Consider the following 22,715-nt stretch of genomic DNA (forward strand, 5'->3'; position numbering starts at 1 on the left):
CTACGCCTCCTTAACTTGTAGTTTTCCGTCTTTATCTATCGTAATGTTATAGTACTTGCCGTCTTCGCCTTGCATTTTAAGTCGATTGTAATGGAGTCTGTCTACTTTCTTTTTATCATTGTTACTCATTAAGCCAGATACTTTATCAGTTGCTTTAGGTATCACATACTTATTAAATCCACTTTTAGCACTAGCAATGACTTGCCATGTTTTTCCTCGGTCATGAGACACTCTGAATTTTCCGTTCCTGTTATATTCAAGTATGTGATCTTTTTCTACAATCGCTCTAATTCCATTCTCATTGCCGTGTAGTGCTTTATTAGAATCAATAGACTTTCGAGTGGAAGTGATAGCAGCATTTGCTTTTGCGTATGTTGTTCGATATGAATTGGCAAATCCTCCACCTAAACCACCTACAACTTGTGCTGCTTGACTAATTCGTTCTAAATAGCGGTTGTGACGATTGAAATCTCCTAAAGTTACGTCTTGTTTTACTATCTTATTTTCAGCGTCTCTAATAGTCTTAACTTCGACTATTCTCATAAACTCATTGATGCCAAGTATAGAGTGCTTAACTTTTACAATGTCTGCAACTCTAGGCACTGCATTAGGATAATGTTGTCGCAAAGCTATAAAGTCTAAAGTTAAAGAGCGCTTTATAGACGAATTAATGACTGCTTGTAATCTAGCACGCATAATATCTGGATCAGTAATAGAACCATCTTTAACTGGTGGTGCATCAAATCTACCGTAATCTTTCATATTAGGGTGCTCAAATTCAACAATAAGACCTGCACCATCTAAACCCTCTTCATCAGTATATGAACCGTACCCTTTAACATAGGTATACATTTGACCACTATCTTCTTCTAATTTCATATTGTTGGCGTTAATTTCATCGTCTATATGATAAGTTGCTCTTTTTTCTAAATATGGCGTAAATTCAAAAGTATATGTGTTTGTTTTGTAATCATGATGTATATCAAACTCTAAGTCCCATGCCTCTAAACCTTTTTTTAGTAAATCTTCGACACTTTCTCCCTCGCCAGAGTCTTTAATTTCAGATACAAATAAATTACTAGGCACTTTGTATTTAAGACCAGTACCTTTGAATATTTTCTCAAAAAAGTCTGGTGGTTTATGTGGCCCGTCTATTTTGTCATATACTCTTTTTCTCTTAATGATATCTATTGGCTTTTCTCTAAGTGTTACAGTAACTTCTTGATTTCTACCATGTGTTTGTCTATCGATGATATAAGCAACATACTCTCTTTTGTCGTTAGGTCCAGTAAGTTGTGTTAACGACCAACGCTTATCAATCCCACGTATAACGTTATAGTTATATTTATCTTCAAGTAATTTACACTGTACAACTGTTTCAGAACCTAATTTAGATGTGGTAGTTGTAGTAACATAGACTGGCTCTCCTATACCTCTTATCGGGCTAAATAATACTGGCATTTAATAACCACCTACTTATAATAAAATTTCATATCGAACGTTACTGATTTAACTTGTTGGTTAAAGGCGAAATCATTCCAACCAGGATAAAACTTAGGTTGTGCATTAGAACAACGATGATTGATTGGGGTTCCATTACGCCATGTTTGAACACCGTCATACACGATTTTATCGCCTTTTTTAAGGTTTATATTACTAATTTTCATGTAATCCGATTTCCCTAATGTGAACTGAAAACTTTCTTTACTGCTTACACTTTTACCTAGAATGATTGTTACTTTTTTGTAAAGTTTAAACTCATTATTAGGAACATTTCCGTGGTAATAAACACTGTTATTCCAACAATTAGTAAAAGTATAAGTTCTCTTGTCACTTTCTTCGTCAAATGGAACTAGCATGTCATTAGACCACAGCGCTTTATTAGGCTTGTTTTCTAAGTCCAATGAAGTTCCTATACTTTCGGCAAATGGTATCTCAATCGTTTCGAAAACTAAATCAAAATTAATAACTTTATCCTTGTTTTCTGGAGTTATAACAGATGAGCATTTAACCTGATATTGTTTACCACTAGTGTAAAAATTATCATTCATCATATTATGATCAAATATTGGATAACCGTATTTGTCATATGATTGATAATCTTCTTCAGTAGGTTGTAAAAAACTGTAGTTATGTTCTTCTGCGTACCTAAGCTCTCTTATCCAAACGGGCTCGGTGTTAACAGTCAAATCATAAAATTTATCTCTTAATCTTGGTATATCATTAAGTTTCGTACTAACTACATAGCAGGGTATCGTAATTTTTCTTTTACGATACTGACTGCTAAGTAACATACGACCACTTGTGTTTTCTTTTGTTTCATAGTTGTCCTCTATCTCCGGACTTTCGATGACAATATCTTTCACTCGAAAACCGAAGTCAGACAACTTATATTTATTTCCATCTTTTTGTTTGATTTCTAAATCCATTGCCTGACCTCCTAGAATGTGAATGTTGCATCTCTATCTGCATTTTGTCCGTTGACAATATGAGTTAAAGCGTCGTTGTTAACATCCATTTTTACAGTTACAACGCGTTGTGATGGATTTGTTTTATATTCGTGAGTATGAGTGATATTAGCATTAGCTGATGCGCTCGCACTCTTAAGGTCTCTTTGTATACTTGGTACATTTAGACTTGGATCAAAAGCATCAGATACTCTTTGAGCCATTGCACCCATGCCTGATATCACACTTTTTCCTTCACTATTAATACCAATAGCGAAACCTTCCATTGTGTAACCACCAATTCCTTTGAACACTTTTGATGGAGAGTGAATGCCTAATGCGCTTTTAGCAGCATTTACGGCTTTTTGTGCTACATTTCTTGCAGCATTAACTACCCAAGACATACCATTCATAATACCGTTAACTAATCCATGCATTAAATCAAGTCCGGCGCTTATCATACCACCGACAAAGCTACGAACAGCATTTACCGCGTTGTTAACGCCATTTCTAACAGTATTGACCACATTCATAAATCCATTTACTACTGAACTTACTATGCCATGCATAGCTGAACCTATAGAACTAAGCATATTCATAAATCCGCTAACTGCTGCATGAACAGCACCCATTACAGCATTTATAATTGTGCTTTTAATTAAATTCCATAAAGATGAAATTAAAGAAGAAATCGAAGTCATAATAGAACTTGTAATAGCGCTTAATCTCGACCAATTTCCAGTAACGATACCAACGATAATCGCAGACACAACTTGTATAATTCCTTTGATAACATTCCATATAGTAGATACTATGGTAGAAATAACACCAAATATAGTAGAAGTTACAGTTGAAATCGTTGTCCAAGCTGTTGTAACGATAGTAACGATGATGTTAACAATAGTCATGACCACAGTTGATATCGCAGTCCAAATAGTTTGTGCGATAGTAACAAGAACCGTCCAAATTGTTTGTGTAACTGTAACAATTGCCGTCCAAACTGTAGTAATAATTGTAACTAAAGTTGAAATTATTGTAGTTATCACTGTGACAATGGCCGTCCAAATAGTTTGTGCTATTGTAACTAGGGTCGTCCAAATTGTCTGCGCTACAGTTACGATTGTCGTCCAAATGGTAGATAGAATTGTAACTAAAGTAGTGACTACGGTTGTGATTACCGTGACGATGGCATTCCAAATAGTTTGCGCTACTGTAGTAAGTATGCTCCATTGCATTTGAGCCATACTAACGATAGATGTCCATAGATTAGCTAAGAACGAGACTAAACCAGTAACTACAGTTTTAACAACGTTAACAATACCGTTCCAAATTGCACCTGCTATGCTAGCTAATGGACCAAATATTGCGCTAAAGCCATCTACAATGTTTTGCCATGATTGTTTTAAGTAATCTCCTAAAATGCCCCAAATATTCTTAGCCATTTCAACGATAGCTTTCCAGATTTCAGCACCTGCTTTAGAAATTGTTTGCCAAGCACCGCGCCAATCTCCAGATAATAACTGAAGAAATGCAGTTATAGTGCCAAGAATGACTTCCATCGCAATTTTAATAACTGCCTTTATAATTTCCCAAGCTACCTTAACCACTGCAACAACAGTATTAAATGCTTGTTTGATCATTGGTGCAATAACTGTAACTGCTGCTTCTACAATTGAAACGATATCATTCCAAGTTTGTTGGAAAATAGGTGCTAATGGCGCTAATATTTCTTGAGCACGTCCTAATAGGTCTCCTAAGAAACCGATGACAGCTTGTATTGCTGCTCCAACAGCACTTTTAATAGCGTTCCATGCTCCTATTACTGCATTACGTAATACCGATGATGAGTTCCATAAAGCAACGAATATAGCGATTACTGCAGCAACCAAACCAATAATAATGCCAACTGGACCAGTTAGAAATGCAAATGCTGCGCCTATACCTTCGACAGCTCCTGTTATAATGCTAGCTATGCCGCTAAAACCACCTAATAATTCGAATAATGGGCCAATAACTCTTATAACAAACTGAATAGCCGGATAAAGGGCCATAAACGCGCCACCTAGTGTGGCTAATATACCTAACATCATTCCGATTATAGGATTAGCTGCAGTAAGATTCTTGATGAAATCAGTTACAGCTAGAGCTACGTTTAAAACTACTGACGCTAGAGGCGCCATTGCAGTTGCGACATTAATGATAATCATCACTAAATTACCTAATAATTGAAGTAATTTAGGACCATTCTCTTGAACATATGCTATAAACTTCTTAAATCCGTCTGACTTAGCAACAGTAGCACTCCAAGAAGCAAATTTCTCAGACATTTGAGCAAGTGATTCTAAAATAGAGTGAGTATTAGGTGCGAATGCTTTCATAAGGTTGAATATACCTTTGAAAGTATTACCAAATATCTGACCTATTAACGGTAAATTCTGTTTTGTATATTCAATAAACGATTTAATAGCATTTTGGCCTTCGGTAGATTGAGCCCACGAGTTAAACGCAGCGCCCATTTTCTTAAATCCAGCTGAAACCCACTCAGCAAGTGGCGCTAGTTGAGTGAGAACACTAATAATCCCACTACCAAATTGACCTGCTGCACTTAACATGTTGTTGAATATTCTTACACCTGTTGTACCCATCATTTCAAAGAAACTTTGTGCAACTTGTGAGTTTTTAACCCAATCAAGCATTTTAGCACTAGCTTGTTCCATGCCTTTTGACACTCCAGAGATAAAAGGTGTTAATCCTTGTAATGCAGCTTTTGCAGTATCAATACCATTTGCTAATGTATTAAATATTTGAGATTGATTTTGTTTAATTATGCCTTCCCACGCGCTTTGCAAACTATTTAATGCCGATTGATATCTTTGTGTTTCTGCTGTAGCTTCTAAAGTACCTTTTTTGAGCATGTCTAAAGCACTGACTGCCATACCAGCAAATAAACCAACACCAGCATATGCAGTACCAAATGCCTGTGCCATTCCTAGAGCACCACCAGCAACCACACCTGCTGCGTTCATAACTGCCATTAACGCAGGTACTAATGAAGCTATTGCAGGTACTAATAAAGATATGTTAGATAACATTGAGCCTTTTATCATATTGCCGAATACAGTTCCTGTGGTACGAATGTCATTTGCTAGGCGGTCCATTGCATTACTATAATCATCTATACCTGCTCTAAATGTTTTTAGCACGTTCGATGCACCTTTACCATCAACCTCGAGCCTAGTATGGACTTTATTTGGAATTGAACGTAACATTGCTTTAAGTGCTAAAATCTTAGATACAGCAGCGCCTTCGTTAACTTCGACAGTAGCTTTTGCTTTTTGTCTCGCAAAACTATTGAGCGACTTCTTAGCTTCTGCTATAGCTACACGAGCTTTTGTAGCATCTGCATCTAAATGAGCACTGTAAGAGTTACCATCAAACGCATCTAGGTCTATCTGTAACTTTGATAATGTTGTAATTGCTCTTCTAGCGTCCACATCGGCATGTGCATTAGCTGTTGAACCGTCAAAGCGTTCTAAATATGCTTGTGCTTCTTCGATGTTAGCTTTTGCGCTCGTTACATTAGCGTCAAGTTCAGCGTCTCCTCTGTAAGCGTCGAATTTTCTTACGTATTCTTCTGCGATAGCAACTTTAGATTTAACTTCATCAATATCGACATCTAAGTTACCTTCTGCTTTAGTGTTGTTAAATGATTCCATAGCTGACTTAGCACTTTCTACCGCTCTTTTAACACCAGATGAATCAGCGTCTATTTCATTGTCTTTAATCTTCTCCATAGTACCTTTGAAACGCTCTGCGGTATTTTTAGCTGCCTGTATAGCACTTTTAAATTTCTTAGCGTTAGCTTCTATTGTCGCCTTAATACTGTAATTAGCTTCTGCCACGTGTTCCCACCTCCTTATTTATTTAATTCTGCAATTTGTTGTAGTAAGTCTTTAGGTGGTTTGTTTTCCTCAAATTTGGCTTCTGAAGCGAATTTGACGGGTTCGCCTTTGTTTAATCGTTGAATGTTTTCTTGATAGTGCATAATATCATCGGCACTTTTGAAACGATATTCTGTCTCTTCTTTTTTACCACCACGTTTCTTTTTCTCCGCAGCCGCGTCTCTAATAGCAAATGCTAGTTTGTACATATCCATATCTCTATCTAGTTGTTCATATTCTAAGGCGTACATACGATAGTTAAACTCTCTAAGTGTCATTCGCTCTATAACATCTAAATCATAGATTTTGAGCTTACTCATGCATAAGATAACAATACGATCAAACGTTAAAAGTTCTTCCTCTACTTCTTGCTGTTCTTTTTGTATTTTTTCGGAACGAGGTTTTGGGTTAAAACACGCTTTCCCAGTTCCTCGATAACTTGGTTACAAAATTCTTCAAGTCCTGTATTTTCAATAACATTCTCAACAACTTCTTCTAAGTCTTTTTCTGTTTTAGGAGCGCCTTTTTCTTGTGCTGTTGCAGCTTTAATCACTTTTGCAACATCTACTACACTGTGGCTTTCTAATGCAGGTACTAACATTTCTGTACCTTTACCAAAGTTAACTTGTTCAGCTTCCATTCCCATTTCTTTATCAATGATGTTTAAGAACTTTAATCCAAATGATAATTCGATTGTTTTACCGTTAAATTTGATTTCCATATTTTTAATTACCTCACTTTATTTTATTAGTCAAAAAGAAAAGAGGGCTTTGAAGCCCTCATTGTTATACACTTTCTACTGTGCTAGGTTGGTTAGGTTGTGGGATATCTTCTGAAGCAAGACCATCGTTCGCAGGATCTGCAGCAACAGTATCGTGGAAGCCATAAGCTGCTTTGTTTTTCTCGATTTGTTCTGGTAAAGTAGCCCATCCACGTTTCTTTTTGAGATATACGCCAAATTCTGTTTCAAATTCTGCGATATCATCAGCGTCATTTGTACGGTCAATACTATTCCAATAACCTTGACGATATTCAGCTTTGTATTTACCTTCCGAATTTTTCACTTTTTTGTTAATTACCCATAATTCATATGGTACATCTTCTTCTGTAGCGTCCTCGATTTCATCGCATAACGTATCATCTTGGTTCATGTAGCAAGTGATAGTTACAGTAGACTCTAAAGTACCTCCGGAGTTAACAGGACCATCAACTGTGGCTTCTGTATCTCTATCTTTTTCAGTTTCGCGTTCTAATTCTGTTACCCACATTACTTTATTTGCATCTTTTTTATCGCCAGCCTTACGAATCAAGACTAACTCATCAGTACCTTGTTTAATTGCCATAGGTTTTGCCCTCCTAAAAAATTGTATAAAAAAACAAGCCAATTAATGACTTGTGTATTCAATATTTATTGTTATATGTGATAATGCTTGATTACTTTCTATTTCGATAGCTTCGTTGATATCTAACTGTGGATTAAACAAACTAAAACCATCGAGTTGAATATCATCTAACATGATATTTTGAGCTTGCATAAGCAAGTTATCGTTTATCCCTTTATCATCATCTAATCCCCACAAATGAACAGTAGCAGTAGGATTACCACCGAAACTGTCAAAAGTTAATACGTTCATGCTATCTGTAGTAGTTTGAATAGCGATGAAGGGATAAGGCAACTCTTGATTTAACTCTTTTGTTTCAATAACAGGGACACCAAGTTCACTAAATTTTTCGTATAAGTAATTGAATAGTTGAAGTTTAGCTGATTGTTTCATTACATGCCCCCCGTTTTACCGTTTATTAATTTCTCGAGGTCCTCTCTGACTTTTCGAGTGTATCTTTCATAAACAGGGAACATAAACGTTTCAGGAGCCATGTAACGCGTACCATATTCAAGGAACGAACTATATCCTGCATTAGAGGTAATAGCATACTTCATATCGCCAATTTTTGTATCTCTGATCATTCTAGCTAAATTTCCTGTCCAGTAACCTTTATTCATTACTGACTTAGCACTCACAACAGTATCTTTAGCAAACTCGCCAGCATTGTTTTTGAGAACTTCGTCAATGTCATCATCAATGCTACTGTGCATTCGATCTAGCTTTCTAATTAGAGCATCGATATCTCCAGCCACTATTTAACCTCCTCAGCATAGAATACAGTGTCATGTTCATAGTCGATACGTTTAGTGATAATGTACTTTGAATCTTTGATATAAGCATGAGTCACTTTTGGTTCAAAACGACCATTTAAGCGAATGACGTTAATATCTTTGGTTACATCTCCATACTCAAGATTAGTACGTTGCGGGGATAAAGGAGAAACGTTACAAGGAACTTCGTTGTACACTTGTTCCTTAACATCGTACTTACTTGTTTTAGGGTTGTAACTGCCTTTTGTTTCCTTAGAAAATGAAACGCGCTTGTTGTATCTCAATAGAAAACACCTCTACCACGTTTACTTGTCTCTTTTGGAAACAAAGCATCAATAACATCCATATACTCATCAAAATCATTACTTTGAAAAGTATTAGAACGTCCATCAATACTTTCTTGCGTCATTCCTTCGGCGCCAACACGATTAAAGCGTTTGACTGATACTTCTTCGATAATGTATTCCAATCGTTCTGGAACTTCTTCTATATCGATAGGAAGCAAACTAACCAAACGCTTTTCTGTATTGTTTATGATTATTTTGAGTAGTTCATCTTGCTTATCATCATCGATAGAGAGTAACATTTTTACATTTTTTAATGTAGCCATGTTATCCCTCCAACGTTTTTATAATTACCGCTTTTGTATCGTCCTTAGATACGTCTACGCCATGTTTTTTAGCTATTTCTAACAATTCAGCTTTTGTTGCTTTAGCATCAACATCTAAAGCGATATATTGCTCGTTATATACGTTTTGTTTATGGAATAGTTGTTCGATACGTTCATTAGTAATATCAGTGGAGAATTCATCTCCTACTTTATATTCTTTACCATCTTCTTTATCTACGAACGGTCGAACTACTTTGTAAGAATAAGCCATTGTAAGACCTCCTAGATTAATTATACGGTTTCAGTATTTCCACCAGTTGAAGCAGTACCAGCTGTTAATTTAGCGAATGCTTTGTCATCTGCAATATGGAATGCAACATCCATAGTTACACGTAAAGCAATTAATTCTTGTTCGAATAAGTTTACTGGTGAGCCGTCAGCATTTTGTACAGTTGATAATTGACCATCTTCTGAAATTTTGTAAGACATGTTGTAAGGAATTCCGTAGAACACTTTGTTGAAGTCCCCAGCGTATAAGTCGCCTTTTTTAAATTGATCTGATTTAAGGTCAACAACTGGTAGTCCGTCTAGTGTGTTGTTAGCACGGTCATAATAGCTTTCTTTAGTATCTTCATCACGAACTCCACGTAATGCAGTGCGATTTTGTGTTTTAGATAAGAAAGCGTTAGCTTCAACATCATCTTCTAATAAAGTGTCCTCTAAAGCAAAGATATTTTTTAAAGTGATATCACCTTTTACTACATTGTTAGCTGCAGTAGCTGATTGTTCTACTGATTGTTTGAATGGATTATCTACATTTAATAAACCTGCTTCGTCAAACTTTTTATAGAACTGTTCAGCAATTTGAGGTTTCATTGCTTCGAAGAAACGAGAGTAAGTGTAGTTTAAGTATTCACGAGAAGCAACGATGATAACACCTAATTTATGAGAACGCATAGACGCCTCAAGTAAGCTAGGTTTAGAAGTTTGGATTTTTTGACCTTCTCCTACCCAGTAAGCGCCTGGTTTATCTGCCCAGTAAGTGAACTTTTTCTCTGACTTTCCGCCCATATCTTGGTATTTACCTAATTGCATGATTTTAGAGTTTTGTAATACATCTAAAAGAATAGGCTCGTTGAAATCGTTTAATAATTCCCCTTCTTTGTGCTCATGCATCATTACATTATCTGGATTGAAATTTTGTGGTTTTACGTTTGCCATTTATAATGCCTCCAATTTATTGAATTATTCTATTTTGTCTTGCTATTTCTGCAAAACTATCGCTTGTCTTTTTGTTACTAGATACATCACTTCGTTGTCCAGACGGCGTTGATTGACGAGTAGCTTCTTTTACTTGTTCTTGAACTGCTCTGTCGAAATCTTCCTTAATCGCGTTGACAACTTCATTGATTTTTTCGTTATCTTCCAAATGGATTAGTGACTCTGCAAATGAAGTAGGTAAACCTTTGTCTTTAAGGTCATTCTCCACATCAGCTTTGAGTTCACGTAATCTGAATTCCTTTTCCTTTTCTGCTAAGGCTTGTTCGCGTTTCTCAAATTCTTTGTCTTTCTTCTCTTTTTCAGTTAACTTAGCGTAGCTTTCGCCTTCAGAACGCGCATTTTCAACAGCTTCTTTTAACCTTTGTTCGAATTTTTTCTCTTGATTTGCTAGTGCTGTATTTACAGCTTTATGTTTTTGACTATCCAACTCGCTTTGAGTTAATTCAAAAACCTTTTTGTCATCACTGTTTTGACTATTTTCCTTTGTTTCTTCTGTTTCTTGGTTATTGTTTGAATCATCTTCAGCGAAATGCTGTAAATTTAGCTTTAATCGTTTAATTTCATTCATTTATATCGTCCTTTCAAACAGTCCTAATACAAATGATTTTACGCATAAAAAAAGCACCCATTATAGTGCAATTAAGCCCAATAAAGTGTGCTGATATCTATGTTTATTACATTGTATTAATCCAGTTGATTACGTTATTAGCAGTTTAATGACTTACTTAGGTCATAGTTTAAATAAAATTCTTTGGTTCAAATGATTTCTTTTTATCTTGCTTAGGTTTCGCTTGTGCTCGGTTACTAGGGTTTGTGTCATTCAGACGCTTGAGTTCTTTGTGAATGCCTTCAAGAGCTGCAGCAATACGTTCGTTATACACCACTACCACCCTCTTGAATTGCATCAACAATTTTGTCTATTTTTTCTTGTGTTGTCATACTATCTTTAATGATGTCAGAAGGCTCTTTATTAAATATCTGATTGTATTCGTCATACACATCATCTAATCTATCTTGCAAGTAACTTTCATCGTACTTGTCATACTCATCGATTGTGTCACCATCAAGTTCAGTTACATCATAAAGACCTTCTTCTGTTTCGTAATCCTCTTCGTACTCTTCTTCTATTTCATCTCCAGGACCACCAAGTCCCTCTAAGAAATCTAAATCTTCTTGATCAAAGTCATCTGAAAAATCGTAATCTTCTTCCCAATTCTCTTCTTCAAATTCTTCGTCGTCTGGATCCATAAAGTCATCTTCATATTCTGAATCTTCTTCATCGCTAAAGTCTGTATCGATGACTTCTTCTTCTTCCCAATCAGCATCTTCATAGTCGCCTATGGAATTATCTACAATTTCTTCTGCTACACCTTCATTAGTAACTGGCGGTGTATTTGTAAGATTATTATCATCTGGCATTTACAACACCTCCTTTTAATCACTTAACAACGCCTCCGAAATATCTTCCTTCGCGCTCTTCAAAGAACTTATCACGCCAATCAGGATTGATGTGTGGCGCGACAGAACTCCGACAAAAAGGATGCATAGGCGGAGCGTTTACACCAGGTTGCATATCTTTAACTTTGAAAACTTTTTTGTTTAATCCTCTGCACGTCTTTGTTGTCTTACCATCAATCTTAGCGTGATATTCATATTCTGCGTCAGGTCCATGTTGTTCTAACATATGACGCTTTGCAGCTAACGTTTGCACTCTAGCAGTTTCTGTTATGAGTAAACGTCTTATCTCATACGTACTATTGCCAGTTTCTTTTCTAAATTCTTTTACGAATTCGTAAGGATGGCGACCTCTAAGTAATACTTGACTTGTCGCTTTCTCAACATGGTGTCTAACTACTTTCATATCACGCCATAAACGACGTGACCAGTTAGAGTTTTGAAATGGAGCAGTAACTATCGTTTTTACATCGTTGAGTGATACATGTATTGTTTCGCCTAAAATACCTGCTTGTTGCTCAAGAGAGCGATAATAGGACGATTCCATGTAATTATAAATAGATTGCTCTATACGAGCGTATGAGTACGTTACAATGAGCCCTAACTGTGCTTTAAGTAACTTCTCTCTATTCACATACATCGCTGTGTTGTATTGTTTAAGTTCTCTGTTCGCTCTATCGCTAAAGTCATTGTTTTTAACGTATGATTTCGCTTTATTAGCAAAAGATTGAACGTCGAAGTTATCAATTTTCTTTTTAGCTTCTGAAATACTAATACCTTCACTGTCTGCGTATTTTACATAGAACTTAGATATCTCATTCTCTATATCGTCAATCATGTTGTTAACAATGCGTTCAATCTCTTGGCTTATTTCCTTATCACTCAACGTTTCATCTTCAATAATCTCTTGAGCTCTTTTATCCCAATAAGTCATAGATCATCACTCCTCAATAGGTTGATTGGAGTTGTTAGGTTCATTGTCAGGATCTTGTTCGTTGTACATCAAACTATCAGAGTGCTTAATTTTTTCTTCTTGTTCTTTCTCGATACGTTTGACTTCATCTTGCGGATTGTCTATGAAAGATACAAGAGACATCAGTGTTTGTTGGCTAATTTCTCCACCAGCACTCATGTACATTTGCATTTCTTCTGTAATTGACTTAGGTAAGTTTCGAGTGAACGTAAATACTAAATCTTTGAGATTATCTTTGTCTATCTCTCTATTCACGCCCATGATTTCTCCGACTAACTTGTAACGTCTAACCAATCCCTTTCGGAACAATCCTTCTTTGATTGCTGTACGTTGTTCTAAACCAAATAGCTTATATTTCATGGCCTCACCAGAGGTCTGACCAGCAAAATTCTCGTCGCTCATATCTGGTGTGTTAGTAAGTGTATGAATATCTTTAGCAATTCTTGTTTTATATGATTCAACACCACTTACATCATATTGCTTGTAGATATATTGAGCGTCTACATTACCTTCAGTGACTTTGTCGTCCACTGTTGCGTATTCAGGAGGTGCTAAATGGAATACATTCGCTTCTTTCTGTAAAGTTGCTACCTCTTCGTTTAAATCAACGTTACCTTTAATTAACAACATTGCATCGTTTAAATCACTCATATAGTTAGCTGTATCTGATTGCGCTTCATCATATAAGTCAATAAGGGGAATAACCTTCTCAAAGTCTCCTCTACGTTTTTCATTGTTACTGAACTCTGTAATAGTAACTTTACCGAATGAATGTGCCTCTGGTGGTTTTCGCTCGGACAGCTCTAAGTTAGTTACACTGTTTGCCTCATAGAAGTATGTTGCTTTATCTGTAATAACATCAACATAGTAAATGTTACTTTCAACTTCCGTTAACTCTACGCTATCTTCTGTTGATACCTTCCAATATCTAATAGCCATCAAACTATTCTTCTCTACGCTGGTATCATATATAACAAAAGTATTGCGTGGATCTGATTTGTAAAATCTAACCTCATCTTCTTGGTTACGTATAATGTATTCATAAGCTCTACCAAAGATAGACAAGTCTAAACCTAAAGAGCGATTGTGACTATCTACATCGTTAAGACTGTGTAACTCATTTAATTTACTTTGTGTCATCTCTTTTTCTGATTGCACTTGTATTGCATGTCCGAAGCAATAACCATTAATAAAGTCAGTGATATATGAAGCAAAATCGTGTGCCGCTCTATTATCTGCTAAGTGTTTTTCTCTCCGACGTTTGTTACGCATGATGTTAAAGTTTAAACCTTGATAATAATCATCTAACATTTGTAATCTTGGAACTTGCGCCTCTAAATGATGACGAATGAAGTCACTGATATCGTTAGGGTTATCTAACAAGTCTTGTACTGTGCCATCGTATTTGTACGTTTCAACTGCGTCGCGTCTGTATATTTCATCGCGCATTTGTCGTCGTTCGATATCTCTTTCGAAATTGTTTACGTGTGCCATGTGTTACCTCCTTTATAAGCCCATTGCCTTTGCTCGGCTAATATTCTTCTTAATATTGACGTTCGTTCTGTTATTTCTAGGGAAATGGAAACGTTCTAGGGAATAGCGTAATCCATCGAGCAAATGGTTGTTTCTGTCGATAGGTTGGTTTAGCCAGTTACCTTCTTTGTCTTGGTCAAACGTGTAAGTGTTTAATTCTTCTATCGTATGTTCACAAGATGGATGTACGTATATTTTGAATCCTTGTATAAATTGAACACCTTGCATAATAGACCCTTGACCTTTAATTGATGGTTTAATGTTAGGAATACCTTTACGCTTAATCTCTGCAATCAAACGTTTCTCAGCACTATCTGCAACAATAAGCGCATCTTTATATCCTTTATCTACATACATTTGATATATCTCATCAGTGAGCATACCTTTTTCATAGTGTTCGTCATATATCCATAATTCTCTATTCTTTATGTCCACAACGGTGCTGATTAATGTTGTCGGGTCGTGAGTAAACCCAAAATCGCTTCCGTGCGCTTTCTCTTGAGTTCGTTTGTACACTTTTAACCAATCAAACTCTTTCACTTCGAAATTATCAAACACAAGCCCCTCAGCAACGCCCCACTCTCCATCACATACAATCCTTGCACGTCTCGGATTAGTTCTATACAAGTCCTCATAACGTGCAATATCAACCTCATCAAGCCATTCATTTACTCGATAGGTCGTCGTGTATGAGAATGTGTTGTTTAGCTTAGTATCTTCATCAAAGAATGTAGGTTTAAGCCAGTGACGCTCACTCCAAGGGTTGAACGTTATAGTGATTTGCTTAAAGAACTCTGGATCATCCACAGAACCACGTATAGATTCAACTACTGTACTGAACTTATCAAAGGTTTCTATCTGATAAGTTTCCTCAAACCAAGCCCAGCAAAGTATGCCGTTCTCTACAGTGATAGAAGTTATTTTCAACGGATCATCCAATCCTCTAAATAATATCTTCTGGCCAGTGGGTTTGTATGTTATCTCTGGCAAACTGTCATTAAATTTGAATAAGTGTTTAACTCCTAGTCTATTGGTAGCCCAACGTAAATCTGTGTATGTCGATTGTTTGTTAGTGTTGCTAAAACGTCTTACAACAAGCAAGTTAGACCAACTGTATTGCATAATTCTAAAGATAAAATTAAGTGCAGTTGTTTTTGATTTCTTGCTACCCCTAGAACCTTTAACTACACGATAAAAGTTTTTGTTGTTAAAGAATTTGTTATAGCCACCACCGACGATTTCATCTAATTTAATATCCACAGTTAATCCTCTAACGGTATATTGTTAATAATATTAGGGGTAGTGACTTCTAACTCTTGTTTGTCTACCGGTGTATATCCTGAACGGTCCAATATATCTTTCGAAGCTTGAAATCTAACCAATTCACTTTTAGCATCTAAAAGATTAATCATAGTTTGTAATGCCTTAGGTACTTGATTAGATAAGTATTCAACTTGATAACCTTTAAGACCTTCTCTAAATTTATTGTCATGTTTCCACCGCGATATAGTTGAACGGTTAACATCAATTTCAGCAGCGATTTCACCATCACTTAAACTCATCTCATTCTTGATGCGTATGTACTCTTGTTGTTTTTTAGTCAATTCCAAATACGCTCCAAATGTTGCATTATTTTGCATTTTTGTCATCTCATATATCACCAACTCTCACGATATGCTCTTTAGTTTATTTTTTAACATACAAAAACCTACCCGAATTGTCTTTCGGATAGGCTACTTAGGAGAAAATAATAACTCAATACATTTTTTCAAGGAGTAAAAATGTTAGAAAGGTTTAAGACTTATATCTAATAAGGGTGAATTATACTGTGAAGCGTTAATCTTCACAATATCATAATAACTCGTTTTTCAGAGGACTTATATATGTCAAAAGTCCACTTAAACATAGCCTATGTAATTGGCTAGTTTTTCAATCATTGCGTCACGTCTACGTAAAATGCTAGTTTTATTTGTTCCGAAGTATGCCGCTAAGTCCTCCCAGTGATAACAACCAATAGGACACTCCCAATATCTTTTATTAATTAGATCAAGTGTATCTTCATCTGCCTCATTTACAAGTTTATCCACACCGTTGACAATGTTCCTTAACGTGTTATATCTCTTGTTACTTAACTTCTTAACAGATTCTCTTTCAACTGGATTACCCGGCAAATTACTTTTACCTGCGCCGATGTTTTCAGGCTCATGATTTTCCAAAATTTCATACTCACAGATTTTCATTTCTTTTCTGTACCGTTCTACGTGCTTAATATATTCTTCTAGCTTTTTTATATCGTGTTTTTCAATTGTTATCACTTCTTACCCTCCTCCGACTTAACTACAATCCAAATGATGTAAACGATAGGTATAAGTACAATCCAACCTGTCATCGTCTTACTCCGTTAATATCATATTGGTCACTTTCATTCGCATAATCATTCGGCGCCTTATCCACTTCATCATTCGCACTTAACTTGTAATACAACTCTCTACCCAACCACTTACCTAACTCATACACTGCGATAGTAAACCATATCTTTAATATGCGTTTAACCATTCTGTTCACTCCTTAATTTTATTAATTGCCTGTTCTTTACTCTCTGCCTCCACAATAGAGAGAGTTTCGTTTGTGCGCGCTTTCTCAATGTTTGTGTGGATATGACCTGTGCTATCCGTAAATTCTCTGATTAAGAATTGTGGCATGGTATCACCAACCTACTCTTTCTAATCGTTTTTGATAATATGGTAAACTGTCATAAAACTCTCTGGCTTCTGTTTTCCAATAAAATCTTTTACCATGAGACTTCCCTTCATCGTCAATCCACACTACATTCCATTCGCTCATACTAAATGTATCTGTAAGTTCTTTGATAAGCCCTATCATTTCCCTAACACCTCTTTTACTTTTTCTACTATATCTTTATTCTCCTGTACTTCCATATGCGCCTCTGTCACTTTCATTTTCAAACTCCTTAACTTCTTTGGGTGTAGGATATACAACTGGTGCTACAACTAACTGTGCTAGTCTTTCGCCTTTTTCCACTGTGATATCTTCATCACCTATATTGTCTGTGATGATACCTATTTCTTTATGATATGTTTTGTCTATTGTTCCTAGTGCTACACGTAATTTAGTTTTAAGTGAATTACCTGATCTAGGTCTCACTTGTGCTTCATATCCATGAGTTAAATTAATAGCTACGTCAGTTTTAACTGCTTTTGTTTCTCCTGCTTTAATTGTTGTTGTTTCTGATACATACAAATCTAACCCACTATCTGTAGAATTTGCTCTCTTCGGCATAGTCGCGTTTTCTGATAATAATTTAATTTCTAATGTATTTGTCATTTATTGTTCCTCCTTAATTACTTTATCCATTCTATTGTTGGTTTTCCTTTATATCCGTGTTCAAATACAAACCATGCAAAACACATTGTACTAGCCCATTTTTTGCCGTTTTCATCTACTGGATTACCATTCCTCAATGGATTTTGTCTTTTTGTGAATACGTATACCGTTTTCAACGGTGAGTTTTTAAATAGTTCGTAACGCGAAACACCTTCTAATAACTGGATTTTACAAAACATAGCAACTTTATTGTTTGAAGTCTCTAGCGCTTTCTCAATGAATTCTTTCGCATATTTATATGGTGGATTTGTTATAATATTATCAACTTTCTCAAAGTCGTCATTCAAAAAATCTTTGTACGTTTCACCGTATCCTCGATTTATAATGTCATTTGAATGGACTGTGTGCCCCCTTGATTTCAACACTTCAGATATATGCCCTTCACCACAGCATGGTTCAAGTATATCTCCTTTAAAATCTTCAAAATCCAGTAATTTTAAAGTGCTTTCTGGTGGTGTTGCATAATAATCATTAATCACTCTTTTTCTCGTCAACGATGTTCCCGATAAAGATGTCCCTGTTAATGTATTACTCATCACTACCACGCTCCAAATCGTTCATTTTAGTTTTTATAACTTTAAATGCAGTTAATAAGTTTTCAAAGCGTTCAAATTGTTGTGGACTTTGTGCATAATCTTTTCTATCAATAAAGGTCTCATTTTTGTCTAATACGTATTCCTTTAACTTATCCCACGCCTCTGCTTTCCTTTTCACTTCTGCCATATCATTGATGAGTTCATCACGTTGTTTCTTATAAGCGTCACGTTCATTTCTAAATTTCCACCAATCACTACGTGGATAGCTTTCGTCTAAATCTAAGTCATTGTTTCTAATGAATTCTAATAATTGTTCCTTAGTTACTTCTGCCATCTAATTCACACCTTTACTATGTCGTATCTATCATCAATCTTTACACGCTCACTACCTACCAACACGGTTAAATAAGGTTCGCCATTAAAGTTATAGTGGAACTCTTCCACAACTGCTGGGAATGAGTTTGTAGCGTTAGGGTATTTAAACCAAATATCATCACCTTTATTTAATTTGTGTAATTCCATCTATCTCGCCACCTTTTTAGGAAAAATATCGTTTTCCATTAAATGACTGCACCACTTACCCCTACCGTGTTTTTGAGGCACGTTGAACAAGTGAGGTTTCTTACGTCTTAGTTCTTCCATTCTTCGTCTTTGGATACGTTCTTTTAAACTTTCGACTCGTTCCATTCTTTTTAGTGCATTCCACTCTTTGCGACGCATACCGACTGGCGCTTCAATTGCGTCGTAAAAATCCCAGCCCTTATTTATTCTTTGTCTCAAAGAGAACATGTTTATTCCACTTTCTTTCATTTTCATTTCATCTTTTTCAGTCATCACAAAAGTTTGTTTACCTACTCTAATGTTTTTCATTTAGTCCACCTCAACTAAATCTATAAATTCAAAGTTCTCGTTCATCAATTCTTTTTCTGGGTTCTCCGCAATCACATCAAGTAATTTCTCTTTTTCTTCCTCGATGTCCATCTGGTTTGTAAGTTCTCTGGTGTAATCGCACTTGATTTCAACTGTAGCGTGAACCGTAAACGTTTCCTCTCTCACATTCACTCTATCTCCTCCACACGATGTAAGTTGTATTAACATTGTCATTAAAAACTTTTTGAAAGTGCATACCTGCATAGTTGCCGATATTGAACGTATCTTCTGCTAAAGGTATGACACTGCACATTTTCCAACCGTCTATGGTATATAAGTAATATTTGTCTTTATATCCCTCACGTAGTCCCATCACTACACCTCCACAATCGGTTGTCTGTATGCTTTTTCTTCTAACTTTCTATTGATTAAGTTGTTTAGTTCCTCATCATCTTTCGCCCAATCAATCATCTTTTGAGCATACAGATCACTGCATTTCAATATCTCTATGATGTTTTCTTTTGTTACCATGCGTCACGCTCCCTAAAGTCATCGCCTAGCACTTTTACTGTTCTAGCGTTATGTTTCATTCTTGAATTGATACGCTGCCAATTCATATCTTGATTTAAGTGTTTATCACTAAAGTTAGTAGTAAAGATGTTATTTTTGCCTACTCTGTTATCTACTATGCTAAATAGCTTATTGAGTGTATGTTCTGTGTTTTCTACGCCTACATCATCAAGTACAAGCAAATCTATATTACTTAATAACTTAACGAGTTCGTCTGTCGTCTCAGTCGCATTTTTGTTGTAAGTCGCTTTAATACGCTCCATTAACATTGGAATGTGCATAAAAGCCACTGAATATCCTTCGTTTTTAATTGCTTTAGCTATGGCATACGCTATATGGCTTTTTCCGGTACCGTATGAGCCTTGTAAGATTAAAGACTTAGGTTTATCTACCGAGAATGTTTTGACGTACTCTATAGCTGTTTTTTTAGCGTATACTTGCTTTTCGTTCTGAGGTTGGTAATTATTTACTGTTGCATCTCTTAGCGAACCGTTTACAGTAGATTGATTGAAGATATTATTTATATATTTTTGCTTACGTTTTTTCTCTGCTTCTTTACCAGCTTGTATCATTGAACAGTCACAGCCATGTCTGAACTCATGACCGTTACTAAATTTGTAATAGTCGTATGTGTTCCCACATTTACTACATTTAAGGTTGTGTTGTTCTTCTACGATGTTTTTATTGGGCTTTATGTTTCTGGCTAGGCTTTCCATCGATTGCATTCAATCACTCCTAATCCCAGTAGCTAGGGTCGTATTTCATTCTTTCAAGTTGATCTACGCCACTAGGTTGTAACTCTTGATTAAGGTAACCCTCAAACTTAGTACCGAATAACGTTTCGGGTCTTAGATACTGATTCATTTTTTCGTCGTTTAACCATTGTGAAGTCATATTATCTATGACCTTCCTAAATTCGTTTTCTGTAAACCCTTCGTTCCACCGAGCTTCTATACATCTTTTAGTTTTACCAGTAGAATGTTTATAATGTTTTCCAGTTTTCAAATTGAGATAGTCTACTATATTTTCAAAAGGTATATATTCTTCTTTCCTTTCTTTTTTCTTTCCTTTTTCTTTTTCTTTTTCTTTATTCCATAGACTATCTATACTGTATGGATAGTCTATGTGAGAGGTATTTTTTTCTAAACTATTCACATAGTCTAAATATTGTTCAATAAAGCTAATTTCTTTTACATTGTCTAATTCTTGTTTGATACGGTTAACAACTTTTTCCGAATTATTCCAATTAAACTTAGCCCAATTTAATATAAAAAGTTCTTTTGTATTCTTTGAATATTTTATCTTTCCGTATTCTACGAATCTGTTTAATAGCTTTTCTACAGTTTCGCGATTATATCCAGTTTCTAACTCAATAACCCTATATGGTAATTCGTATATTCCACATTGAGAAGTTTTGCTGTTAGTCATGATATACAAGTAAAAATACTTTTCTTCTGGGGTGAGGTCTAAAACAAAAGCGTCTTGCCAAAATTCTACATTAACAAATCTATGCTTCCCCATTTCTGATCACCTCATCAATCTGATATAACAATTCCTCCTCGAAGACCTTATAAGTTTTAGTTTGTTTAGCTACATCAATAGGAATATCAAAACTATCAAAATTTTCGCTCCATATTCTCATAATCTCTTTTAACTCAAAATCTCTATAAAAAATGTTTCTGTTTTTGAAGATTCCTCTTATATAACTACTTTTTTTAATGTATTCTGCTACTGGGTGTTTTTCATAGTAAGCAATTTTTTCGATTTTATCGAATACAATATTACTATCAGATTCTTCATAGGCTGCAAAAGCTTTATCAGTAGCATAGACTAAATCTTTAAAATCATACTTCATTAACCAGCGTTTTAGTTTTTTCTTACCTACTTCCGTTATTCTTGTTGATAGAGTTTCTTCAATATATTCGGTTAACATATCTACTTTATGATTATCTAAATTAATCAATTCTTTCTTCCATTCCATCATTTGTTCTAGTTGTTTTTTACGTTCATTCAATAAAATCAATTCGTTATGTTGTTTTTCTAATTCAGATTTATCACTTAGTTTTTTGTTTCCTTTTCCGTTATTACACTCGAAACATGAAGTGATGAGGTTAGATATATCGTTTGAACCACCTTTAGAAACTGGTTCTATATGGTCTACGTTCAATACAACTTCAGGCGCTGATTTTCCGCAATATTGACAAGTGAAATTATCTCTTTTAAATATTTCAAATCTTGTTTTGTTAGATAAACTTTTTCTTTCGCTCACTTAATCCGTTCTCCTTTCAACATTTGGTTGAGCCGACTATCCACATCCACCCAACTGTCATGTAATTTGTATTTCTCGTTGAAACTGTCTATACCTATTTGATGTTGTTCTCTGTGGTGATTAGGACATAGTGCTAATACTTGATTGCCTATATGATTAATCTTGCGTCTGTTACGTCCTCGACCTACTGCGTGATAATGTGCAAGTTCAGCCTTTGGCTTACCACATATTACACAATTTCTGTTGATAGTAGCCCAGTAAAGATAACTCTTGTCTTCTTTCATCAACTTACTTGTCTTTAATCTCATAGGAACTTGATGATGAAACATAAAAGCAATAATCAATTCAATTAACTCTCTAGCTATTTTTTTAGAACAATTCTTTAAACTAATAGGATCATAGCCATTCATTATTTCTAATTCGAATTGAAAATCTTGCCTCATAGCTTCTTTAGGTTGACCTAAATGTAATTCAATATCTTCGCATAATAAGAAAATTGTTCTGCGTTGTTTATGAGTTATCTTTTCGTGGTCTGGAACTTCTATATCTGCATTAAGTGAGTAACCGTTATCTAATAAATCTATATGACTTTGCTCTAGTTCAACACCAGTGGCAACGACGGAGTATGTACCGTCGTTATCTTTCTGGTATCTTGTAATGCGTTGCATTT

The 22,715-nt window shown here is 35.5% G+C and carries 35 protein-coding genes; all 35 read right to left on the reverse strand.

The features are described from left to right. Window positions 1–1,461 carry a tail tube TT1 domain-containing protein gene (locus CM54_RS05805; protein ID WP_037549618.1) on the reverse strand — a complete coding sequence of 487 codons (1,461 nt, stop codon included), beginning with the start codon at window positions 1,459–1,461 and terminating at the stop codon, window positions 1–3. 11 nt (window positions 1,462–1,472) lie between these two features. Beyond that, a complete protein-coding gene (locus tag CM54_RS05810) occupies window positions 1,473–2,429 on the reverse strand; it encodes a phage tail domain-containing protein (RefSeq protein ID WP_037549621.1) in 957 nt (318 codons plus the stop codon). Between the two features lie 11 nt (window positions 2,430–2,440). Beyond that, window positions 2,441–6,349, reverse strand: a complete 3,909-nt coding sequence (locus CM54_RS05815) for a tail protein (RefSeq protein ID WP_037549625.1) — start codon at window positions 6,347–6,349, stop codon at window positions 2,441–2,443. Window positions 6,350–6,363: 14 nt separating this feature from the next. After that, window positions 6,364–6,708 (reverse strand): hypothetical protein, encoded by a 345-nt coding sequence (locus CM54_RS05820; RefSeq protein WP_037549628.1) that lies wholly within the window; start codon window positions 6,706–6,708, stop codon window positions 6,364–6,366. Between the two features lie 41 nt (window positions 6,709–6,749). After that, entirely contained in the window at window positions 6,750–7,109 is a 360-nt protein-coding gene (locus tag CM54_RS05825) for a tail assembly chaperone (RefSeq protein WP_037549630.1), read from the reverse strand. A gap of 64 nt (window positions 7,110–7,173) precedes the next feature. Then, window positions 7,174–7,731, reverse strand: a complete 558-nt coding sequence (locus CM54_RS05830) for a phage major tail protein, TP901-1 family (protein WP_037549633.1) — start codon at window positions 7,729–7,731, stop codon at window positions 7,174–7,176. Window positions 7,732–7,773: 42 nt separating this feature from the next. Next, the gene (locus CM54_RS05835; protein WP_037549636.1) at window positions 7,774–8,163 is read right to left on the reverse strand and encodes a hypothetical protein; all 390 of its coding nucleotides are present in this window, start codon (window positions 8,161–8,163) and stop codon (window positions 7,774–7,776) included. Continuing rightward, entirely contained in the window at window positions 8,163–8,525 is a 363-nt protein-coding gene (locus CM54_RS05840) for an HK97-gp10 family putative phage morphogenesis protein (protein WP_037549639.1), read from the reverse strand. Before CM54_RS05840 ends, CM54_RS05835 begins: the two co-directional genes overlap by 1 nt. After that, complete coding sequence (locus CM54_RS05845) at window positions 8,525–8,827, reverse strand: hypothetical protein (protein WP_037549641.1); 303 nt, start codon at window positions 8,825–8,827, stop codon at window positions 8,525–8,527. Before CM54_RS05845 ends, CM54_RS05840 begins: the two co-directional genes overlap by 1 nt. Further along, window positions 8,824–9,153: a phage head-tail connector protein gene (locus CM54_RS05850; protein ID WP_037549643.1), complete on the reverse strand. Its 330-nt coding sequence runs from the start codon at window positions 9,151–9,153 to the stop codon at window positions 8,824–8,826. The genes CM54_RS05845 and CM54_RS05850 overlap by 4 nt, the downstream gene beginning before the upstream one ends. A gap of 1 nt (window position 9,154) precedes the next feature. Next, complete coding sequence (locus tag CM54_RS05855) at window positions 9,155–9,424, reverse strand: hypothetical protein (RefSeq protein ID WP_037549645.1); 270 nt, start codon at window positions 9,422–9,424, stop codon at window positions 9,155–9,157. A 20-nt stretch (window positions 9,425–9,444) separates the two neighbouring features. Next, window positions 9,445–10,374, reverse strand: coding sequence for a phage major capsid protein (locus CM54_RS05860; protein WP_037549646.1), 930 nt, complete (start codon window positions 10,372–10,374; stop codon window positions 9,445–9,447). A gap of 16 nt (window positions 10,375–10,390) precedes the next feature. After that, window positions 10,391–11,002 (reverse strand): capsid assembly scaffolding protein Gp46 family protein, encoded by a 612-nt coding sequence (locus CM54_RS05865; protein ID WP_037549648.1) that lies wholly within the window; start codon window positions 11,000–11,002, stop codon window positions 10,391–10,393. A 169-nt stretch (window positions 11,003–11,171) separates the two neighbouring features. After that, complete coding sequence (locus tag CM54_RS12730; protein ID WP_197018894.1) at window positions 11,172–11,315, reverse strand: hypothetical protein; 144 nt, start codon at window positions 11,313–11,315, stop codon at window positions 11,172–11,174. Then, complete coding sequence (locus CM54_RS05870) at window positions 11,308–11,853, reverse strand: hypothetical protein (RefSeq protein ID WP_037549651.1); 546 nt, start codon at window positions 11,851–11,853, stop codon at window positions 11,308–11,310. The genes CM54_RS12730 and CM54_RS05870 overlap by 8 nt, the downstream gene beginning before the upstream one ends. 19 nt (window positions 11,854–11,872) lie before the next feature. Beyond that, window positions 11,873–12,823, reverse strand: coding sequence for a minor capsid protein (locus tag CM54_RS05875; RefSeq protein WP_037549654.1), 951 nt, complete (start codon window positions 12,821–12,823; stop codon window positions 11,873–11,875). Window positions 12,824–12,829: 6 nt separating this feature from the next. After that, the gene (locus tag CM54_RS05880) at window positions 12,830–14,356 is read right to left on the reverse strand and encodes a phage portal protein (protein ID WP_037549657.1); all 1,527 of its coding nucleotides are present in this window, start codon (window positions 14,354–14,356) and stop codon (window positions 12,830–12,832) included. 12 nt (window positions 14,357–14,368) lie between these two features. Continuing rightward, window positions 14,369–15,655, reverse strand: coding sequence for a PBSX family phage terminase large subunit (locus CM54_RS05885; RefSeq protein WP_037549658.1), 1,287 nt, complete (start codon window positions 15,653–15,655; stop codon window positions 14,369–14,371). 2 nt (window positions 15,656–15,657) lie between these two features. Beyond that, window positions 15,658–16,044 carry a phBC6A51 family helix-turn-helix protein gene (locus CM54_RS05890; protein WP_037549661.1) on the reverse strand — a complete coding sequence of 129 codons (387 nt, stop codon included), beginning with the start codon at window positions 16,042–16,044 and terminating at the stop codon, window positions 15,658–15,660. Between the two features lie 249 nt (window positions 16,045–16,293). Continuing rightward, entirely contained in the window at window positions 16,294–16,710 is a 417-nt protein-coding gene (locus tag CM54_RS05895; protein ID WP_037549663.1) for a RinA family phage transcriptional regulator, read from the reverse strand. A gap of 70 nt (window positions 16,711–16,780) precedes the next feature. Continuing rightward, complete coding sequence (rinB, locus tag CM54_RS05900; RefSeq protein WP_037549666.1) at window positions 16,781–16,951, reverse strand: transcriptional activator RinB; 171 nt, start codon at window positions 16,949–16,951, stop codon at window positions 16,781–16,783. Between the two features lie 5 nt (window positions 16,952–16,956). Continuing rightward, window positions 16,957–17,097: a DUF1381 domain-containing protein gene (locus CM54_RS12565; protein ID WP_002470009.1), complete on the reverse strand. Its 141-nt coding sequence runs from the start codon at window positions 17,095–17,097 to the stop codon at window positions 16,957–16,959. A 4-nt stretch (window positions 17,098–17,101) separates the two neighbouring features. Then, window positions 17,102–17,278 carry a hypothetical protein gene (locus CM54_RS12735; protein WP_002469932.1) on the reverse strand — a complete coding sequence of 59 codons (177 nt, stop codon included), beginning with the start codon at window positions 17,276–17,278 and terminating at the stop codon, window positions 17,102–17,104. A gap of 36 nt (window positions 17,279–17,314) precedes the next feature. Next, the gene (dut, locus tag CM54_RS05910; protein WP_037549669.1) at window positions 17,315–17,740 is read right to left on the reverse strand and encodes a dUTP diphosphatase; all 426 of its coding nucleotides are present in this window, start codon (window positions 17,738–17,740) and stop codon (window positions 17,315–17,317) included. Between the two features lie 17 nt (window positions 17,741–17,757). Beyond that, window positions 17,758–18,336 carry an SAM-dependent methyltransferase gene (locus CM54_RS05915; RefSeq protein ID WP_051600347.1) on the reverse strand — a complete coding sequence of 193 codons (579 nt, stop codon included), beginning with the start codon at window positions 18,334–18,336 and terminating at the stop codon, window positions 17,758–17,760. After that, window positions 18,329–18,670: a hypothetical protein gene (locus CM54_RS05920; RefSeq protein WP_037549672.1), complete on the reverse strand. Its 342-nt coding sequence runs from the start codon at window positions 18,668–18,670 to the stop codon at window positions 18,329–18,331. The genes CM54_RS05915 and CM54_RS05920 overlap by 8 nt, the downstream gene beginning before the upstream one ends. 5 nt (window positions 18,671–18,675) lie before the next feature. Next, window positions 18,676–18,858 carry a hypothetical protein gene (locus CM54_RS05925; RefSeq protein WP_037549675.1) on the reverse strand — a complete coding sequence of 61 codons (183 nt, stop codon included), beginning with the start codon at window positions 18,856–18,858 and terminating at the stop codon, window positions 18,676–18,678. Continuing rightward, window positions 18,859–19,206 carry an SA1788 family PVL leukocidin-associated protein gene (locus CM54_RS05930; protein ID WP_037549679.1) on the reverse strand — a complete coding sequence of 116 codons (348 nt, stop codon included), beginning with the start codon at window positions 19,204–19,206 and terminating at the stop codon, window positions 18,859–18,861. Next, a complete protein-coding gene (locus CM54_RS05935; RefSeq protein WP_051600348.1) occupies window positions 19,207–19,434 on the reverse strand; it encodes a hypothetical protein in 228 nt (75 codons plus the stop codon). It lies immediately after the preceding gene. After that, window positions 19,400–19,579, reverse strand: coding sequence for a hypothetical protein (locus CM54_RS05940; RefSeq protein ID WP_037549686.1), 180 nt, complete (start codon window positions 19,577–19,579; stop codon window positions 19,400–19,402). Before CM54_RS05940 ends, CM54_RS05935 begins: the two co-directional genes overlap by 35 nt. A 2-nt stretch (window positions 19,580–19,581) precedes the next feature. Further along, window positions 19,582–19,737, reverse strand: a complete 156-nt coding sequence (locus tag CM54_RS12740) for a hypothetical protein (protein WP_037549689.1) — start codon at window positions 19,735–19,737, stop codon at window positions 19,582–19,584. Then, the gene (locus tag CM54_RS05950; protein WP_037549692.1) at window positions 19,731–20,501 is read right to left on the reverse strand and encodes an ATP-binding protein; all 771 of its coding nucleotides are present in this window, start codon (window positions 20,499–20,501) and stop codon (window positions 19,731–19,733) included. The genes CM54_RS12740 and CM54_RS05950 overlap by 7 nt, the downstream gene beginning before the upstream one ends. Window positions 20,502–20,511: 10 nt before the next feature. Then, window positions 20,512–21,297 (reverse strand): conserved phage C-terminal domain-containing protein, encoded by a 786-nt coding sequence (locus CM54_RS05955; protein ID WP_037549695.1) that lies wholly within the window; start codon window positions 21,295–21,297, stop codon window positions 20,512–20,514. Next, window positions 21,284–22,045 carry an HNH endonuclease gene (locus CM54_RS05960; protein WP_037549698.1) on the reverse strand — a complete coding sequence of 254 codons (762 nt, stop codon included), beginning with the start codon at window positions 22,043–22,045 and terminating at the stop codon, window positions 21,284–21,286. Before CM54_RS05960 ends, CM54_RS05955 begins: the two co-directional genes overlap by 14 nt. Beyond that, window positions 22,042–22,713 (reverse strand): putative HNHc nuclease, encoded by a 672-nt coding sequence (locus CM54_RS05965; protein WP_037549713.1) that lies wholly within the window; start codon window positions 22,711–22,713, stop codon window positions 22,042–22,044. Before CM54_RS05965 ends, CM54_RS05960 begins: the two co-directional genes overlap by 4 nt. Between the last annotated feature and the right edge of the window lie 2 nt (window positions 22,714–22,715).

Origin of the sequence: Staphylococcus sp. TE8 (assembly GCF_000692055.1) — a bacterium.
Lineage (GTDB): Bacteria > Bacillota > Bacilli > Staphylococcales > Staphylococcaceae > Staphylococcus > Staphylococcus capitis.

What these genes read in the sequence shown, in the direction of transcription:
- CM54_RS05805 (WP_037549618.1), bottom strand. Translation starts at nt 1,461, where the DNA reads ATGCCAGTATTATTTAGCCCGATAAGAGGTATAGGAGAGCCAGTCTAT.
- CM54_RS05810 (WP_037549621.1), bottom strand. Translation starts at nt 2,429, where the DNA reads ATGGATTTAGAAATCAAACAAAAAGATGGAAATAAATATAAGTTGTCT.
- CM54_RS05820 (WP_037549628.1), bottom strand. Translation starts at nt 6,708, where the DNA reads ATGAGTAAGCTCAAAATCTATGATTTAGATGTTATAGAGCGAATGACA.
- CM54_RS05825 (WP_037549630.1), bottom strand. Translation starts at nt 7,109, where the DNA reads ATGGAAATCAAATTTAACGGTAAAACAATCGAATTATCATTTGGATTA.
- CM54_RS05830 (WP_037549633.1), bottom strand. Translation starts at nt 7,731, where the DNA reads ATGGCAATTAAACAAGGTACTGATGAGTTAGTCTTGATTCGTAAGGCT.
- CM54_RS05835 (WP_037549636.1), bottom strand. Translation starts at nt 8,163, where the DNA reads ATGAAACAATCAGCTAAACTTCAACTATTCAATTACTTATACGAAAAA.
- CM54_RS05850 (WP_037549643.1), bottom strand. Translation starts at nt 9,153, where the DNA reads ATGGCTACATTAAAAAATGTAAAAATGTTACTCTCTATCGATGATGAT.
- CM54_RS05855 (WP_037549645.1), bottom strand. Translation starts at nt 9,424, where the DNA reads ATGGCTTATTCTTACAAAGTAGTTCGACCGTTCGTAGATAAAGAAGAT.
- CM54_RS05860 (WP_037549646.1), bottom strand. Translation starts at nt 10,374, where the DNA reads ATGGCAAACGTAAAACCACAAAATTTCAATCCAGATAATGTAATGATG.
- CM54_RS05865 (WP_037549648.1), bottom strand. Translation starts at nt 11,002, where the DNA reads ATGAATGAAATTAAACGATTAAAGCTAAATTTACAGCATTTCGCTGAA.
- CM54_RS05870 (WP_037549651.1), bottom strand. Translation starts at nt 11,853, where the DNA reads ATGCCAGATGATAATAATCTTACAAATACACCGCCAGTTACTAATGAA.
- CM54_RS05875 (WP_037549654.1), bottom strand. Translation starts at nt 12,823, where the DNA reads ATGACTTATTGGGATAAAAGAGCTCAAGAGATTATTGAAGATGAAACG.
- CM54_RS05880 (WP_037549657.1), bottom strand. Translation starts at nt 14,356, where the DNA reads ATGGCACACGTAAACAATTTCGAAAGAGATATCGAACGACGACAAATG.
- CM54_RS05890 (WP_037549661.1), bottom strand. Translation starts at nt 16,044, where the DNA reads ATGACAAAAATGCAAAATAATGCAACATTTGGAGCGTATTTGGAATTG.
- rinB (WP_037549666.1), bottom strand. Translation starts at nt 16,951, where the DNA reads ATGGTTAAACGCATATTAAAGATATGGTTTACTATCGCAGTGTATGAG.
- CM54_RS12565 (WP_002470009.1), bottom strand. Translation starts at nt 17,097, where the DNA reads ATGCCACAATTCTTAATCAGAGAATTTACGGATAGCACAGGTCATATC.
- CM54_RS12735 (WP_002469932.1), bottom strand. Translation starts at nt 17,278, where the DNA reads ATGATAGGGCTTATCAAAGAACTTACAGATACATTTAGTATGAGCGAA.
- dut (WP_037549669.1), bottom strand. Translation starts at nt 17,740, where the DNA reads ATGACAAATACATTAGAAATTAAATTATTATCAGAAAACGCGACTATG.
- CM54_RS05915 (WP_051600347.1), bottom strand. Translation starts at nt 18,336, where the DNA reads ATGAGTAATACATTAACAGGGACATCTTTATCGGGAACATCGTTGACG.
- CM54_RS05920 (WP_037549672.1), bottom strand. Translation starts at nt 18,670, where the DNA reads ATGGCAGAAGTAACTAAGGAACAATTATTAGAATTCATTAGAAACAAT.
- CM54_RS05925 (WP_037549675.1), bottom strand. Translation starts at nt 18,858, where the DNA reads ATGGAATTACACAAATTAAATAAAGGTGATGATATTTGGTTTAAATAC.
- CM54_RS05930 (WP_037549679.1), bottom strand. Translation starts at nt 19,206, where the DNA reads ATGAAAAACATTAGAGTAGGTAAACAAACTTTTGTGATGACTGAAAAA.
- CM54_RS05935 (WP_051600348.1), bottom strand. Translation starts at nt 19,434, where the DNA reads ATGTTAATACAACTTACATCGTGTGGAGGAGATAGAGTGAATGTGAGA.
- CM54_RS05940 (WP_037549686.1), bottom strand. Translation starts at nt 19,579, where the DNA reads ATGGGACTACGTGAGGGATATAAAGACAAATATTACTTATATACCATA.
- CM54_RS12740 (WP_037549689.1), bottom strand. Translation starts at nt 19,737, where the DNA reads ATGGTAACAAAAGAAAACATCATAGAGATATTGAAATGCAGTGATCTG.
- CM54_RS05950 (WP_037549692.1), bottom strand. Translation starts at nt 20,501, where the DNA reads ATGCAATCGATGGAAAGCCTAGCCAGAAACATAAAGCCCAATAAAAAC.
- CM54_RS05955 (WP_037549695.1), bottom strand. Translation starts at nt 21,297, where the DNA reads ATGGGGAAGCATAGATTTGTTAATGTAGAATTTTGGCAAGACGCTTTT.
- CM54_RS05965 (WP_037549713.1), bottom strand. Translation starts at nt 22,713, where the DNA reads ATGCAACGCATTACAAGATACCAGAAAGATAACGACGGTACATACTCC.